Origin of the sequence: Veillonella parvula, from assembly GCF_001553335.1 — a bacterium.
In the GTDB taxonomy this organism is placed as follows: domain Bacteria; phylum Bacillota; class Negativicutes; order Veillonellales; family Veillonellaceae; genus Veillonella; species Veillonella parvula_S.
Genome location: NZ_KQ960799.1, coordinates 44789 through 62721 on the forward strand (window position 1 = coordinate 44789; position 17933 = coordinate 62721).

14 protein-coding genes are annotated in these 17933 nt (G+C 40.0%); 1 reads left to right on the plus strand and 13 read right to left on the minus strand.

Annotated features, from left to right (window positions below):
- Positions 1-29 precede the first annotated feature (29 nt).
- Positions 30-530 carry a cyclic pyranopterin monophosphate synthase MoaC gene (gene moaC / locus HMPREF1865_RS06815; RefSeq protein ID WP_060919645.1) on the minus strand — a complete coding sequence of 167 codons (501 nt, stop codon included), beginning with the start codon at positions 528-530 and terminating at the stop codon, positions 30-32.
- A 108-nt stretch (positions 531-638) separates the two neighbouring features.
- On the opposite strand from moaC, the gene HMPREF1865_RS06820 reads away from it, so the two are divergent.
- Positions 639-1316, plus strand: coding sequence for a metal-dependent hydrolase (locus tag HMPREF1865_RS06820; protein ID WP_004696654.1), 678 nt, complete (start codon positions 639-641; stop codon positions 1314-1316).
- A gap of 105 nt (positions 1317-1421) precedes the next feature.
- Here the strand turns inward: HMPREF1865_RS06820 and HMPREF1865_RS06825 are convergent, their stop codons facing one another.
- From HMPREF1865_RS06825 to HMPREF1865_RS06880, 12 genes are all read right to left on the minus strand, one after another.
- Positions 1422-3065 (minus strand): vWA domain-containing protein, encoded by a 1644-nt coding sequence (locus HMPREF1865_RS06825; RefSeq protein WP_060919646.1) that lies wholly within the window; start codon positions 3063-3065, stop codon positions 1422-1424.
- A 137-nt stretch (positions 3066-3202) separates the two neighbouring features.
- A complete protein-coding gene (locus HMPREF1865_RS06830) occupies positions 3203-4303 on the minus strand; it encodes an AAA family ATPase (RefSeq protein ID WP_060919647.1) in 1101 nt (366 codons plus the stop codon).
- Between the two features lie 12 nt (positions 4304-4315).
- A complete protein-coding gene (locus HMPREF1865_RS06835; protein WP_060919648.1) occupies positions 4316-5122 on the minus strand; it encodes a hypothetical protein in 807 nt (268 codons plus the stop codon).
- A 112-nt stretch (positions 5123-5234) separates the two neighbouring features.
- A complete protein-coding gene (locus tag HMPREF1865_RS06840; protein WP_004696663.1) occupies positions 5235-5885 on the minus strand; it encodes a potassium channel family protein in 651 nt (216 codons plus the stop codon).
- 35 nt (positions 5886-5920) lie between these two features.
- Positions 5921-7282 carry a TrkH family potassium uptake protein gene (locus HMPREF1865_RS06845; protein ID WP_060919649.1) on the minus strand — a complete coding sequence of 454 codons (1362 nt, stop codon included), beginning with the start codon at positions 7280-7282 and terminating at the stop codon, positions 5921-5923.
- A 6-nt stretch (positions 7283-7288) separates the two neighbouring features.
- A complete protein-coding gene (locus tag HMPREF1865_RS06850; RefSeq protein ID WP_060919650.1) occupies positions 7289-8293 on the minus strand; it encodes a carbohydrate kinase family protein in 1005 nt (334 codons plus the stop codon).
- A 322-nt stretch (positions 8294-8615) separates the two neighbouring features.
- Positions 8616-10256: a heme anaerobic degradation radical SAM methyltransferase ChuW/HutW gene (hutW, locus tag HMPREF1865_RS06855; RefSeq protein ID WP_060919651.1), complete on the minus strand. Its 1641-nt coding sequence runs from the start codon at positions 10254-10256 to the stop codon at positions 8616-8618.
- 21 nt (positions 10257-10277) lie between these two features.
- Positions 10278-10796 carry a flavodoxin family protein gene (locus HMPREF1865_RS06860; protein WP_021148425.1) on the minus strand — a complete coding sequence of 173 codons (519 nt, stop codon included), beginning with the start codon at positions 10794-10796 and terminating at the stop codon, positions 10278-10280.
- Between the two features lie 28 nt (positions 10797-10824).
- Complete coding sequence (locus HMPREF1865_RS06865) at positions 10825-11628, minus strand: energy transducer TonB (RefSeq protein WP_004696671.1); 804 nt, start codon at positions 11626-11628, stop codon at positions 10825-10827.
- A gap of 2 nt (positions 11629-11630) precedes the next feature.
- Positions 11631-12038: an ExbD/TolR family protein gene (locus HMPREF1865_RS06870; RefSeq protein ID WP_004698605.1), complete on the minus strand. Its 408-nt coding sequence runs from the start codon at positions 12036-12038 to the stop codon at positions 11631-11633.
- A gap of 2 nt (positions 12039-12040) precedes the next feature.
- Positions 12041-12658: a MotA/TolQ/ExbB proton channel family protein gene (locus HMPREF1865_RS06875; protein ID WP_060919652.1), complete on the minus strand. Its 618-nt coding sequence runs from the start codon at positions 12656-12658 to the stop codon at positions 12041-12043.
- A gap of 35 nt (positions 12659-12693) precedes the next feature.
- Positions 12694-17772, minus strand: a complete 5079-nt coding sequence (locus tag HMPREF1865_RS06880; protein ID WP_060919653.1) for a TonB-dependent receptor plug domain-containing protein — start codon at positions 17770-17772, stop codon at positions 12694-12696.
- Between the last annotated feature and the right edge of the window lie 161 nt (positions 17773-17933).

The window sequence follows — 17933 nt, forward strand, 5'->3', positions numbered from 1 at the left end:
AAAGCATCGTGACTGATTTATTTGATACATTACCGTACAAAATGTCCGCTTTTACCGCCCTCTTTTTCAACGAGGTATGTAGGTCCTATAATCATACCCTTGTCAATAGCTTTGCACATATCGTAGACTGTTAAAAGTCCTACTTGAACCGCTGTAAGTGCTTCCATTTCAACACCTGTCTTTCCTGTCGTTTTTACGGTAGCCCGAACCTTAACAGCACGATTATGTGTAGCATCTGTACAGGCAGGACTTTCACCATCAACAAGAGTACAATGCACCTCTACCTTAGTTAATGCCAATGGATGACAAAGGGGAATTAGATTACTCGTCTGTTTCACACCCATAATAGCTGCTAATTGAGCCACACTAAGAACATCCCCTTTTTTTATTGTTCTCGCCTCGATGCGCTCATAAATGGCATCATTAATAGCAATAAAGCCTTCTGCCACGGCAGTACGAGTTGTAATATCCTTATCTGATACATCTACCATCCAAGCATTTCCATCTTGATCAAAATGTGTTAAATCCATAATACATCCTTACTAATTATGTATAAATTATCACCAATAGTTTTATTTTCATTTATTATATTATACAATAGAATTAAGAATTGTATGTACAAGGAAGGAAGTGTTCCTATGAAAACAAAACTAACTTATTTTGGTCACGCTTGCTTTATGCTCACACGTGGCGATGTATCCATGATTTTCGACCCATTCTTGACCGGTAATACATGGGATATCGCTAAAAAAGAAGACATCAAATGCCAATATATCTTTGTCAGTCATGGTCATGATGATCACTATGGAGACACAGATTTTATTGCCAAAGCAAATGATGCACTCGTTATCTCCACTGCTGAGGTGGCGGGTAAAGCGGCAGCTGCCGGTTGTCGTACACACGCCATGCATTTAGGTGGCAAGTTCGACTTTGAATTCGGTTCTGTTCGAATGGTTCCTGCCTTTCACGGCTCTGGTATCCCTGGCGGTCACGCTGCAGGTTGTATCGTAGATTTCTACGGAGATATCCTATACTTCGCTGGTGATACAGCACTCTTTAGCGATATGAAATTATTAAATCGTTTTGGTGAAATTGATTACGCCCTTCTTCCTATCGGTGATAATTACACAATGGGGGTTGAAGATGCAGCTCTTGCTGCTTCTTATGTAAAAGCACGTATTTCCATTCCAATTCACTACAAAACATGGCCTGTTATCGACCGCGAACCAGGTGTATTTACAAGCCTAGTAGAGGGCAAGTATAACCAAACAGCACTCATTATCGATCCAGGTTCCTCTATTGAGCTTAATAGCTAATACAAAATCTACAGACCTAAAAATGACGCAATCCAAAGGATTGCGTCATTTTTGTATATCGTCTTGGTTCAAGATCAAACCCATAAAAAATTGCATTCTAATAGACTAAATCTCTTGATTTGCCATAGAAAAGCCCCCACGGTTAGCCATGCGTACAAACTCATCAATATCTTGAGTTTCATCAATACCAACATAGCCGAGTTCACGAACCAGGCCGTATGGGGTATGCAAAGATAGTTGTGGGTTCTCACCGGTCAACACCCACAGCACCTTATAGCCTCTTGGCGCCTCTCGTAGTCGCTCTTCCCCTTTGCCATCTGTAAAGTATACAAGTAAATCTACACGGTTTTGATTAGCCAGAGAGAATACAGGGGTAAAGGCTGTTGCACCACGCACATCAAGGCGCGGCTTCACATCTTTCACGGATTCCATCGAATAGGTGCGGCGCACCTCATTATCACATTCTACAACGGTAATGCGATGGTTATAAGCATGCACGATTTGTAACACTTGCTCTAAGGCATTCGTAAACTCTACATCAGTTATACTACCACTCATGTCGAGAGCTACCCATACATTTGCCTTATGTTGGCGCAATGTACCAGCCAATTCCAAACGCTCAGGCTGACGACGATTACGACGCATCGTCGTTTTTTTGTATCCACTCGCTACCTTGCCCATCAGCTTTTTGAGATAAAAATACCACGGCAAAGCGCGTCGCGTTTTTTGGAATGTATCGATAAGACTTTTCACATAGCCTTCCATATCCCCCTTTGATGCTTCATTGATATAGCGCTCCGTGATTTGGTCCATCGTATCTGTATCAATAGAATCAGATTCATCCCAAATATCATGGCTAGTTTGAGGATCAAACTCCATAGCAACCGCTGTATCTGCATTATCGATGGGCACAAAGAGATCTGGTTTTTCTTTCATGACCTTATCAATAGCCTTCGCATAGTATTCAATGGTACGAAAACGCTTTAATAACAAACCAAAGCGCGCATTTACATTGGCTACCGTTACGGCATCACGGTCTACATGTTCAAGGTAATCATTTACGACCATGTCCATAGCCATATGGACTGCTGTTTTGTGAAAGCCTTGGCTCAGTGCTTTTACCCGCATCAAATGAGCAGAAATGATATGAAGAACTTCACGCTTAATACCATCCTTTATCACATCAGGCGATTGGCGTAACAAGATAAAGGGATTTACATATAATACATATCCGCCCTGTTTAAGATTAATACCAAAAGCACTGGCCATATCAAAGCGAATGCGATGAGTCATTTGTAAGTAAAAGTAACCAAAGAATTGGTCCTCTTCAAGGAGCAGACTATTTACATCATGTAATATGTTCCACAACCGTTGCTCATAGGCAGGTGTCATTATCGCTTGCTGCATAACGGAAAGGTCTGTCCCCTCCACTTGTACGTCTTCAAGAGCACGACCGATAGTACCTATATGGCTATCCGACATATTATGGTTCATAAGATCAGCCGCTATACGTTCAGGCGCCATGCTATGATGTTGTTCTTCATAGCTATCTACATATGCCTCATAGGATGCGTATATTTGCGTATACAAAGCCTCTGCTTCGCGATGTATGCGCTCTCGTTTCGCATGCCATCGATCAAGAGCCTCGATAGCTTCCGCATCATAAGAACCCGTCTTTTCCCAACCATCGATATGAGTCAGCAAATCCGAAGCATCACGTATATCATCCTTATCTAAGTTTCGTTGCATATTTACACCCCCTTTTCTTTAGAAAACAAATTTAATATATGTCACATGCTATATATCAATTAACCTCATAACTAATAATTTACTACAGTTGATTATCTATATAGATAGCTTCGATTTGGTTAACTACGGACATAAAATTATTTTTGCGCGTCAAAAAAAGTATCTACAAAAAGGTCATCTTCAATAGCATAAGCGTAAACACGCCCATACGTGTTACGAAGATCTTTCATAACCGCTACGCGCAAATCCCCTGGATACAAAGTTAAAAACTCCACAAAGTGATATACTTCCTGCGCATTGCTATTGCGATTTAAACGATGCAACATATTTTTTGCTGCTACATAAAGGCGAGTTGGGCTTTCACCTTTAACCTGCTCAGCCATAGACATAATAGCACCTGGTTTTTGAACCGCTGTTAATACATCATCAAAAGTAATAAGAGGTTCTTGGTCAGACTCGATAAAGTTTACAAAAGCCTCCGCAATGAGTTTACCTACGTTACCGCGGATAACATTCATAAATACGTCGCGACTATAGCTTGTGCCCTCTTGATTCTTATAGATTCTATATAGACCGGACACGCGTTCAAAGGAACGAGGTGTGGCATCGATATCGTCTTCGTGACGTTGATTTAAATATTCTGGATAGGAAGAAATAAATTCAATAACCTTTTCTTCAATACCAGCACCAATAGCCCAGTCAATCCATTGCATATAATCAGCATTCATATAAAGCCATACGAATCGGTTTTGTTGTGCCGGATCCATATCGATGGTTTGGTAATCAAAGGAATCCTCAGGGTTCATAGCGGCGATGATGCGCACTTGATCACTTAAAGAAAAGCCATTAATTTCACGGTTTAGAATAAGGTTCATCAACTCTTGTTGAACTGCATGTTCTGCACGGTTAATTTCGTCGATAAACAACAATACTTGGCGCCCTTTATCTACGGCTTGTGCCACATGTTCCAATGTATGATGCACAGCGTATACTGTAGTTTTCACATCCCGTGTATTGCCATGACCATCCGTATGAGTCACCGTTTCTACGGTAGGCAAGCCACCGATTTCACCTTCTTTTAAAAGGTTTCCATCGATAGTTACTAATTCCCAATTATGTACCTCTGCAACGCGCGCTGCGAGAGAGGTTTTACCTATACCCGTCTCACCGACGAGCAAGGGCACTTGATTAGCAGCAAGCACTAACTCAACGCTTGCCATTGTATCTATAAAGTTCATTGTATCTCCGTTCTAATATCTCAAATATTCGCCTACTGCAATTTTCTTAACACTTCTAGTACCATACCTATCAATAAGTGACAATATATCAATAGGCCATTTGGATTGACGTCCACCGATAGCTTTATTATTGATTAACTCGCGTACATAGTCTTCATCAACGGTATCCCTAGAAATGGCATCTAGAATTATATCTTTGATTTCGTCTACCGTAACGCCCAATGTATTAGGTATATAACCGACGATAGCCGCACTTACCTTAAATAAATGCAAAGCCAAGTCCTTAGTGAGATTTGTAATCTGACGCATTGCCTGTGGATCTTGCTTTACTGCTGCTTCTAGTACAGCTACGCTAGGCTCATCAATGTAGCGCAAGGCTAAGTAACTCTCTTGCACGGCTTGTAACTGCACAGCCTCGCTTGGGGCCTTGATATATTGTAAGGCATCATAATTCGCCTTCACCGCTTCTAATTGCAATTCTTCAGATGGGTTCGCAATATAGCGAATAGCCCAACCTGATTGAGCTAACGCACTTTTTATTAATGTATCAGACGGATTGTTGATATATTCTAAAACCGCCCAATCTTTTTCCACTAAGGCTTTTAACAATTCTTCTGTAGGATTTTCAACGAATTGTATAGCTCGTGGTGCTTGTGAAAGCGCCGTTTCAATAACCTTTTGAGTAGGTTCTTTAATATATTGTAACAGCATGCCGTTTTGTCCCACACATGTAAGTTGCATAGCTTCTGTAGGATTTGGAATATTTCGAATCCCATGTGGGTTATTGGTCAGCGCCGTTATATATTGTTCCTCTGTCATAATAACCTTCATTTCTATATTAAAAGGCCATACGAATACGTATGGCCTATACTGAATTCTATCTTATTATATCATATTTTTTCGATATATTTATATCTCTTTCGTATACTTACTACACTGTTAATGCATCTAAATCAGAATTATTCCCTATAACTAATAATTTTTCCTCTGCTGAAAGAATCGTAAACGGATTAGGAGGGACTTCTAAATCCTCCCCACGTCTAATCCCTACAGCATTAAGATTATATTTCTCACGCAGATTAGAATCTTTTAAGCAAGTGCCTACCAAAAATTTTGGCATATCAACTTCAATAAGGCTAATGCTTTTAGATAGCTGTAAATAATCCATTACATGTTCTCGTGTCAACGATTGAGCTAACCGTTGTGCCACATCGTATTCTGGATAGATAACCATATCTACCCCCATCTTCTTGAGCATCTTACCTTGGAGTGCATTTTCAGCTTTCGAAACCACATGAGGCATTTTCATTTCTTTCAATAACATCGAAGTCATAAGATTTGCCTGGATATTATCCCCAATAGCAACAATAACTATATCAAATTGGCTCAAAGCTAAGGCTTTAATAGCCTCTTCATCAGTAGTATCTGCTACGATAGCATGTGTTACATAGGGGGAAACCTTTTGTACAATTTCTGGATTAATATCTACACCTAAAACCTCATGATTCATAGAGGCTAACATCTTGGCGATGGTCGTACCAAATTGTCCAAGACCAATGACAGCAATGGTTTTATATTTCATGCTATATCTCCTGATAGGCTAACTATTCTACTCAATTACAACAATACATTCTCTTCTGCATACCCAATTGGCTTCGTTGGTGATGTCCTAAGAGCCCATGTACCAATAACGGTCATAACACCGACACGACCGGTAAACATAACAAGCATCAGCACCCATTTACTGCTTTCAGATAAATCAGGCGTAATTCCCGTCGTAAGGCCTACAGTCCCAAAGGCAGACGTAACCTCAAATAACAATCGGATAAAATCATAAGGCTCATCCCAGGCCAGATAACATGTGGCTATTAAAATAAGAAGGAGCGATAAAAATATAATCCCGTTGGCTTTAAGCACGGTTACTAATGAAATACGACGTTCAAAAATCTCCGTATCTGGACGGTTATTAAACAAGGTACGCGATGCAAGTATAGTTACTGCTACGGTGCTAATTTTAACGCCTCCACCGGTAGAGTTTGGGCCAGCACCAATAAACATGAGAATAATAGTAACAAACAAGGTAATTGGATGTAATGCATTATAGTCAACCGTTGCAATCCCAGCTGTACGCGGCGTAATCGCTTGAAATAAAGAGGCCATTATTTTATTCCAAATCGGTAATGACCCAAAGGTTTTTGGATTTGACCATTCCACACCTAAAAAAATGATAGTTCCTAATAAGATAAGAATCGCTGTGCCTACTAACATAATCTTAGTGTGAAGTTTTAAGTCAACAAATCGTCTCACCTTACGGTGTGACCATATGTCAAAGGCCGCTAAATAGCCAAAACCACCGATCACAATTAGCACGGCCGTATTGATATTAAATAATATGTCCCCTACCATAGCATACGGTAGATCATTATCAAAAAATACAAATCCAGCGTTACAAAAGGTGGAAATAGCTTGCATGATACCTGTATATAATGCAGCCTGTCCAATATAAGGATATAGCTGAATCGTATAGATTATGCCTCCTACAATTTCAATAGCAAAGGTATAAAGCATTAACTTTTTCGTAATATGTAGTAATCCAGTCATACCATCCTGTCCGACATCCTCGGACAAAAGCACACGATTTTTAAGGCCTACTCGTTTACCTAAAAGCAAAGCAATTATGGTTGTGAAAGATACAATGCCTAAACCACCTAACTGAATAAGGATAACCATTACAAGCTTACCAAATAAAGACCAATGATAATAAGTATCTACAGTGGCCAGCCCTGTTACCGAAACACAAGATACGGCTGTAAAAGCGGCATCTACAAGAGCCGTCGTTTGCCCCTGAGCACTCGCCATCGGTAACATAAGCAATAGGGTACCTATAATCATGACGCCTAGAAAGCTAAACGCTAATAATCGATATGGATTTTGTTGCATGTACCGTTGTACATGAGAATGGGAAATATCGTGCCACATACTGATTTACTCCAATCCCATTAACTTATTTACAACTTGTAAACTTGGTAAAGCGCTACGACCACCAATCCCTTGCGTATTTAAAGCTGCTACAGCGGACGCAAAAATAGCAGCCTTTTCTAGATCAGAATGTCCACAATGTTGTAATAAATCTATACCATATGTAGAGGTCTTTAACCCTTCCACCGGGGCTAACTCACTCAATAATGTAACAAGCTTTGAAAGAAATGCACCATGAAAACTATCTCCAGCCCCCGTTGTATCAACTACATGTTCTTGAGGAAATGCTTGGCAGCGATAGAAAGTTCCATCAGGCCATACGAAATAACTACCATTAGCGCCATCCGTAACCCCTGCAATAAGTGCGCCACGGTCATGAATGATATGGCAGGCCACTTCTAAATCAGTAGTGCCCGTATACTTTTCAGCATAATCACGAGCAACAATAACAATATGACTTGCCTCTGTAATAGATTTCATCTCTTCATCGTAGCGCTGTGCACCTCCATCGAGGGATATAATAGTACCAACCTCTTGTGCTAACGCCATGGCAGAACACATGAGTTGTCGATGACGTCCGTTAACATGTAAAATGAAAGCTTCTTTAATTAATTGCTTATGAGTATCTAAAAATACTGGCTCTGGCGCAGTAGAACGTTCAAAAAATACGGCACGCTCGCCAGTACTATGCTTTACGAGGATTGTAGCAACACCACTTTTTTCACCCTTTTCAATGTGGATAGCATCGGTATTAACATTATATTTTTTGAAATCATCTAAAATATGACGCCCCACCATATCGTCACCGATACTATCAATCATGGCCGTACGTGTACCATATTTCCCTGCAACGGCTAATGCTGTGGCTACAGGTCCACCACCATCGGTGGTAGATGATAAAACTTGCTGCACCTCACGTCCCGTTGGGTAATGATCCACAACGATGAAGCGGTCTAATGTGCTAGCTCCGATACCTAATATATCTATTTCTTTTTGAGGAAATGTACTCATACTACCCCCCTAAGCCTACAATTAGCTATATAACAATATTACTTTATATCTTATAAATTCAATATCTTTCTTATCAATTTATGATTTTAACAGTAATCAGTTTTTATAGCCTTATAGGTTTGTATATCTATTCTTATACTGTTTAAAGCCCTTTTAGTCTTATATCTACAGAATACCTTTCACGCTATAAAAAGTAAACCCCAGACCAAAGGCTGGGGTTACTTTGTACTACAAAGAGCACGTATATGTCACGTAATATGTCTTGTATATTATATGTTGGTTATTGGGAGAGGTTGTTAGAATTGAGGTGTAACATAATAGTTTAGGACATCATACGTTCCATCATATATTCAATTTCGTCAGCGCTCAAATTGTACATAGCTTGCACCATTCGTTCTGCAGACTCACCAGAAGCACCGCTCTTGGAAATTTCAGCTTTCGCCTTAGTAATAAGAGCCTCTTTACGTTGTGTCTCAGAATCCTCATCCGTTGGCACAGAGATATTCGCTTTTCCTTGACCAATGCCACGTACTTGTTGATTAGGATTCTCTTTAGAAGTTGTTTTTGTATCCTGAGCCGCTACTGCTTCTACAGCGAAGGAGTTCTTACCAGTCAAGATATATTCAACAGCTTCTAATGTACTTTGTGTAAGATTTACAGTCCAGAACTCACCGGCTGCAGTCAATTTGTAAAGTAAACCATTATAAACAACAAGGCCTCGTTCTTCCCATAATTTATAGAGCCAGTTCAATTCATCTAATCTTGAATCCATCTTTACTAAGCTCATAATATTGAGGAAACCTTGTTCTAGTTGGCTTACTACTTGATTAACGATAGGTTGTAATTCACTTTGTTTCATTAGTGCCATAAACGGTTTTTCACCACGGCTTACCATATCTTCATATGGTTTTAATGCGCGATGTAACATCATGCCATAGCCATCGACGTTACCACCTGCACCACTACCAAATGGGAACATTGGGACACCCGATTTAGCTAGAGTGTTATATAGGCTACGCTCACGATTATTAGCACTCCAATGTGCGGCACTCAATCGGCGATAAGATCGCGCATCTAGGTATTGTCGACCGAACTCGAACATATCCCCTTGCATCGCTGTTGTTGCTGCAGCAGGAACTTTCCCATTTTCAATGTCTTTATTGAGATCACTACCATCAAATACATTTAATTGATATAGGTCTGCACCATCAACGCCAGAACTTACCAAATCAGCTAAATCTTGTTCCCACACCTCCATAGTTTGACCAGGCAAACCATAGATTAAGTCAATAACAACAGAGCATTGACCATAAGCTTTTAAAGCAGCTAGCCGTTCTAATACGGTTTCTTTTGTATCTAAACGACCTACCATTTGACGCACTTCTGTGTTGAAAGATTGTACGCCGATGGACATACGGTTAACGCCGTTTGCCATCCAAACTTCAAGATTTTCAGGAATCAAATCGTGAATACGACCCTCTAAGGTAAGCTCATAATCGTTTGCCAATGGCAAGTACTCTTTAATGGCTTTGAGCAATCTTTCAGAGTTTGTCGGTGATAAAGATGTTGGTGTGCCACCGCCGATAAACACGGCATGGATCAAACCATCTTTTAATCTCGGACGTTCACTTGCGATCTTTAATTCACTAATTAAACCATCAATATATTGGTCTTCAACACTTTGACTCGTACCGTTTTGGAAGAAGCCACAATATGTGCATTTTGTCTTACAAAACGGAATATGAATGTAAGCGCATTGCATTTCACCCTTTTTAGGAACACCATTCATCAATGTATCCCAAACAGATTGTGTTTCTTTCGGTGAAACGAGCGTACCATTAAGGCCTGCATGAACAACCCGTTTATGAGGGAATGCACCACTCATCGGATTATCACATTTAAAACCTAATTGTAGATTTCGTTGTTTCTCCGGAATGGATTCAAAAAAACTTGCTAAACTCATACTCCAATCCCCTTTCAGAAATTAGGCTTGTAACTTTGCAAGTACAGATTTAGTAAATTCTTTTGCATTTGCAAAGTCTTGTTCATCTGGATGAGTTTCCGCCGCTTTATGTAGTGCATCGCGTTCTGGGCTTTGACCATGTGCAGATCCAGGTGGGAACATTTTATACATCATTTCGATTACTTTAGGATCGATTTTACCTTGGCATACGAAGCCATCTACAAGAGCTTCTTTGTTAGGCAACAATTCAGATGCTTTCTCGATACTTTCACGTGCATGATCAGAATCAGCATACATCCCTAGTGTGGCAAAGAATACCACATTAGGATTTTTTAAAGTTTCAATCAATTTTGCCGCTTCTTTATTCGCTGTACCGCGATCCACCCAAAAACCTACGAATACCGTATCATAATCAGCTAAATTTTCAGGTGCATCTTTTACAGAAACGCAAGGTGTTCCCTCAGGCATAACGGAAGCCATTGCTTCCGCTACACTTTTAGTATTTCCCGTAAGGGAAGAATATAAAATAATAGATTTCATATTTATCTCCTTTATTACTTAGATATATTTATTCTTCTTCATCTTCGCCATCGGCCTGTACTACAAAGTGTACAGGAACTTCTACTGGTTGTATATCCCCTGTTTCATTTGGATACGGAGTCGCTCGTCGCACTGCATCAAGAGCCGCTTCTACAAATATCTCATCCCCACCACTAGTTGGATATACGTCTATTAAATTACCATTAGTATCTAATTTAGCCATTACATTAATTGTAACATCTACGTTCATTTTACGCTTAATAGCCGCATAAGGAATTTGTTTTTGGCTATCTACAGCTGCATAAAAGCCCTCTACATTGAACGCTGCTTTACCTGTACCATGACCATCACCTTCACCGGTACCATCACCTGTACCAGTACCATGGCCTCTACCATCACCAACACCAGTGCCTTCGCCGGTACCATGACCACCACCAGATCCGCCACCAGATCCAGGGCCTGTGCCACCAACAGCGGAATTATCACCGGATGTATTGCCTTTATTTTCGCTTGCTTTAGCTGCCACATCTACTGCATCAGGAATATCTGTTGCGGTAGATGGTTCAACATTTGCTACAACAGCCTTTGTTCTTGCCGCTACTTCATCTGCTGACAATGGTTTAGGGAACAGATCGGCTCTGTTGCCTCCGCCACCACCAGCATGTCCACTGCCACCATCATCGAGCACACTTTGTGTGAGGTCGATTTCATAGGTATCCATTTCTTGAATGGCTGGAACCACTACAAAAAAGATTACAGCAATAAAGAGAGCAATAAGATGAACTACGGCGGATATAATGGCTGCTTTTTTCCATGATATGCCTAGTCCCATAGTTATCCTTTCTGTTCAGCTGCAATAGCTAAGCGTTTAACGCCAGATTGTTTTAACATGTCCATGATTGCTACTACTTGACCATGAGCCGCTCGTTTATCAGCTTGTAAGATAACACTAGCATTAGGGTTTTCTTGGATACGTTGTTTTACCATTGCCTCAGCATCGTCAATGCTCATTGGCTTGTTATCAATCGTAATATGACCCTCTGCATCTAATGTTAGAACCACTGGTAATTGAGCCGGTGCAGAAGCACTAGTAGCCTGTGGTAATTGTACAGACAAGGCTTTTTGAGCCACTGTTTGCAAGCTGTTCATCATGAAGAATACCAACAAGAAGAAAATGATATCAATCATTGGAATAATCATGAATTCCGGCTTAGTTTTCATACGAAAGCTTTGCAAGTTCATAACTATTTCCACCCTTCTCGTTTAGCTGTAACAATATTTACACACATATTTTCAATTTGGTTAATAATGGAATCCAAACGATGACTAAAGATTGTGTATACGATAAACGCCATTATGGCTACACATAAACCAGATGCTGTAGCGATAAGAGCCTCACCTACACCACCAGTAATGGCAGATGCACCGGCACCGGAGTCAAGGATACTGAAAGAACCTATCATACCTGTTACCGTACCAAGCAATCCCAATAATGGAGAGATTGTAACTGTTGCACTTAAGTAGTCCATATATTTTCGGAAGCCAACTGCATCAACCCCCATTTGATCAGCAAAGGCTGTCTTCATTGCTTCTTCGCTAGAATCATTTTTTAAACCTGCTTCCGCAATACGACTTGCAATAGAAGGGTTCTCTTTAATGACTTTATCGATTTCATCCCAATGTTGTAGTTTTGCAAATTCATTTACTGCATGAGTTACAACAAATGTTTTGCCTGCATACTTACGATAGAAGAAAGCACGTTCTGCAGCTATAGCGATAACCATGAAAGACAAGAGTAACAATGGATACATTACATACCCACCACTATGAAATAAGTGAATGACATAATTTAAATTTTCCATATTTGTAACCTTTCTGCCTGTTTACAGACTGAGCATTAGAACCTATAGGTCCCTTGAATTCGTGTATAATCGCCTAACTTAAAGCTTTCACTACCATATAAAGTATCTCGTTTATTAGTGCCTTTCGCATCAAATGTATAGAATGCTTCAAGGAGCAAGTCCTTACGCGGTACATAACCGGCACCAAATGTAAAACTACGAACACCATCTAAATAACGATCAGGTACTGCGCCCGTACCATTGCCACCGAAGAAGGAACCATGTTCAAAGTATTTGTAATCAATGAACGCATTCCATGATTTTGGAACATCTAAATCTGCACGGCCAATGTCGAGACGAGCCATCCAGAAATGTGGTGTACCGCCCATTTGGTGACCTTTAATAGCAAAGTCTGCCGTACCACGTTCATGTTGATATACAGTGTTACCGTTCAAGTAACGACCTAAGTTGGAACGGTTTTGACCATAATCAACAGTGACAACTGCATTGGCACCAAGTTGATATTTAGCACCAATACCAAATATATGAGCTACATTGGAGAAGCTGTGTTCATCATTACCGTTACCATTTGCATTTAAATATGTATGTGTTTTACCACCAAAGGAACGTAAGTACCAAGCTTGTAAACCAAGACGAGAGCCAATTTGCTTCTTATATTGAATAAATGCTGCTTTATCAATAGCTGGTACAGTATCTTTTTCAAGAACTACACCTTCTGTTCTAATCAAGTTGCCAATGATCTTACCAATTGCTTCGCGTGGTAATTTATTTTCAGACTCTGCATCATGTACAACTTTTTCAAGATTATACATATAGTTATACATAGCATTTGGCATGCCCCAACCATAATAAGAACCACCTTCACCATAATCGCTATAGGACATTGTAAAGTTCTTCTTATATAAGGCATCTTTAGCATCATAATCACTAAATACATATTTACCACTATCATATTTGTAAGTCTTTGCACCTAAGAAACCAGTTAATTCATAATCACTTGAAGGTTGACCATAGTAATCATAAGATCTCTTAAATGTGCCATCAGCTTGTTTCACCCAAACTTCGTCAAGCTCACTATTGTTATAATTACTCCAATTATCTTTTGCATTATATTTAGCAATTTCAGAGATGGATTGGTTAATCGCATCACCATGTTTATCAACATAAGCCTTCGGATTCAACAAGGCTTCTTTATTATCAGTAGGTACGATAAGACCTTTAGCCTTATCTTTTAGATATTCAGGGTATAACGGAGAGTTCACGTTATACATAAGATCACCAGTCTTATAGAGTTTTTCCCCTGTTTTCTTATTAGTAATTTCGTACATTGTATATCCACCAGATGGTATATCAAGGGAGAATTTCTTCTCAGCCATCTCTGTAGGATATGCTTTTGTAAGAATATCTTGTAAACGACTCATAACTTGAGCTTGTTTTTGTTGTGTTTCTGCTAATTTAGCATTTGCCTTTTCAATCTCTTGATCACGGTTCGGATTACTCCATCTTAAGTCTAAGCTTTCTTTATAAGCTTCATATTCAGCTTGCAAGTCTTTGAGCTGTTGATAGAAATAGATGCTATCTGTCTTACCTTTGTAAGTGGAGTTATAAATACCAGTTGGGCTATCTGGAGCTGCCGGATCTGTTGAGGTCTTCTTCTCACCATCAGAACCGGTTTTAGTAGCACTCTCAATATCATATGGATAATCATCACGATTGATACCAATCAATTCAGCTGCTGTTGGAGGTCTGTAAATAACTTCATGTTCTGCATGAGTATACGCAGAATCAGTAATACCCGTGCTATGTTTGAAAGTACCAACCCCAATACGAACTTGAGAGTCATGGCCATTCCAAACAGCACGAACGCCATCATAAGATTGACCAAACCAGTAACCACTAGCACCCATAGGCTCTGTCAATCGGCCCACTGATACATCCCATTTTTTAACCCGTCTTGTAAGATCAACGGTATCAAGTCGTTGATGGTTAAAGCCTTTGGAATCAGATTGTGTCCAACTTGTATCTACACCACTCATGCCAGTCGCACTGCCGATAACTTTGAGGTTTGTAAACTCATTGAGTCGAGCATCAAAGCCAAGTCGTAATCGTTGCTCAAAGCTATGACGGTCTGCATCGTACATATTTGCTTTTGCAGAAGCGATAGCGGAGTTCGCTCTAAATGGAGATTGTGGTCTGTTAGAGCCATCATGTGCCATCCAACGTGCTCTATAGTCCCCAACCAATGTAACACCACGTTCTTTAGTAGTATCAAAATCAGAACGAATAAAATCAGTTAAACGAACTACATCAGATACATTTTGTACACCAGATTCTGCATTTACTGCTTCACCATTAGCTACATTAGCACCTGTAGCATTAACATTCGTACCATCCTTAGTTTTGCCGATGGCTGTAGTTTTACTACTATCGCCACCACCAAATTTAAGGTTAACACCCATACGGTAGACGCGTTCTTGTGTAGCACGGTCATCATCGCGATGATTAAAGATATTGTTGATGCCAAAATACATCATGGCATTTTTATTGAAACGTTTTTGAACCATTACGTTCCAAATGCCAAATGTTTTCTTTTCATATGTTTGCTTCTTGTAAACGCCTGCATCACCAGACAAGATATCTGGCCAGTAGTTACCACCGTTATTGAGAGTATTACTATCAAGCATGTTGATATAGTAATCGCCCCAGATGGAACCATTCCAACCAGACTTAGGGTTGTCATAGGTAATACCGATGTCAACTTTGTGCATTGGTTTATCCAGCAATTGACGAGGCATTGTTGGATCGCTCTTGTTGATAGCGTGTAAGTATGTATAACCTAACTTACCAGACCAATATTTACCGAATTTTTGTTGTACTTCTGCTTGAAGACCAGTAATTTCAGCTTTACCAATATTTTTAAAGCTATAAATCATATCTGGAGCACGTTGGTATTTCGCATCACCTTTGAGATATGGTGCGAAGTCCATGAAATCACCAGTGAAGTATACGGACATATAGTTCTTAATTCGGTTGTGGAATACACCTACACGAGCATAGGTATTTTTATTTTCACCTTCCAAGCTCATGTCAAAGTTGAGTGATTTTTCAGGTTTCAAATTAGGATTGCCAGCCCAATACCAACCGAGTTTTGCTACCCCAATCCCTACAGGGTTAGAAGCGTACATTTCCCAGTTATACCACAATTCGCCCATACCAGGCTCTGTATAACCAGTACCTACATTGGCTTTAAATCTGCGATGTGCATTACCGTTAACGTTATATGTCATACCCAAGGATGCAGATACGTTAGAACCAAATAAGCTACTATTATCAAAGCGCACAATTGGAGACAATGTTAAATTCTTATTGACTTGCCATGTATCAGAAATATAAGCGTTTATTTTACGAATCGTACCACTACCAGTAGTCAAGCGTTGGTCGCGATTACGGTACTCTTCCAAGAAAGCCTTACCATTTAGCTTAGGCGCTTTCTTACGCATTTCTGGATCGTTAGACTCACCATATTTAAAATAGTCGCCTACGATATTTGCACGATGCGCCGCCATTTCAGGATTTTCCGATTTCAACCGATTTTCTAAAGCATAATATCGCTTCTTGAATTCATCCGTTACGGGCTGATTATTCGGCGATGTGCTTGACCATTCACTGAGTCTGCTTTCAGATAAACCATAATTCACATAATCATCATATGTAATCCCTGGTTTTTGCGCATCATTCGCTGCACCATAATATTCATAATCCATATCCCATTGTGGCATGCCACCACCAGAATTAATGAATTTATAATCATGGATGTGAGAGTAAACTTTAACACTGTTATCGCCTTTACGTCGCACGAGACGATCAAGTCGGTCTACTAACAAGCTTTTATCGTAATCCCAAGGATCGATGTACATCGTACTTGTATTAGGAGAACTCTTTAAGCGACTACCAGAGCCTTCTTCACGAGCATAGCTAACACCATAGCTTAGCAAATGATTTTTATTAACTTGCGTATTTGCATTTACGCGAATATCTAATTGACGATGATCGATGTTATCGATATAACGCAACTCATTAGAGCCTTCATAAGCAGAACGACCTGTATAGTTAATGAGCGCTACATCATTTTCTTTAATGCGAGAATAGTTTGTTTCAACAGTCCAGTCACTCTTACCGGCTCTAGAGGACCATTGTAAGTTTGCTGTATTACGATCTGCCGTACGTTTAAAGTGTTGTTGTGGCTCTAAATCGGAGTCGGAGTGCTTAACATCTCGTACAAGGTCTTCTGTATAGCGGTTGAGGCGCATTTCAATTTTATTTTTATCATTAGCCTCATAGGTCGCTACTAAACCAATATCTGCCGCATCACCATAGTAACGAAGTACATTTGGCTTAAAGTTATGTTTTGCGTAATCAAAGGCCATCCCAGAGGCACGCCGTTTAACCGATGCTAGAACAGGCATAAGATCTCGTTTACTACCTGACAAACCAACCTTTAACTTGCCCATTTGACCAGAATCGGCACGAATGAAGAAGTTTTGAAACGGAAACACATCGCCATCGCTCTTGCGACGCAAGCCTTCAGCATTAAATTGTACGGATGGTTTCTTTTGTGCTTTTTTAGTGATGATATTAACTACACCACCTACTGCATCGGATCCGTATTTAGCACTAGCCGCACCTTGAATAACTTCAATTCTCTCTACGTTCTCTGTACCCAAACGTTGTACTTCATCGGCCGCACCAGAGTACTTATCAAAATCACCTAGCACTGGTTGACCATCTACGAGGATAAGAGTGTGACGCGCTTCTGCACCGCGAATAGACACTCCCACACGCCCCATAGCATCAACTGTTCTAGATACGCCTGTTTGCGTAAAAATAATATCTTCAACGGACTTCGCCTGTTTCTTTTCAATCTCTTTCTTGGTAATGATTTGCACTTGCTGTGAGTTCAATTTTGCTTCTTCTTCTGCCCATGTGCCTTTCACATTAACAACATCTGTAGTGACAGTCGCATTATCTGCCCAAACCACTAGAGGTGCGCTAAGCCACAAGGCAACTGCACTAGACAGGATTATGGTACGCTTTGTATGTCCCCACCGGTTCATTATGCCCTCCTAAACTTATAACTAAACATATGTCTTGTATCTCCCACACAAAATTAAAAAGATACACTTCACCAACATATAATGACATTGAATATCATTCACATTTTAATGTTAGCAAAGTGTATCTTGCATATCTACTCCGAATAGACCAAAAATATACG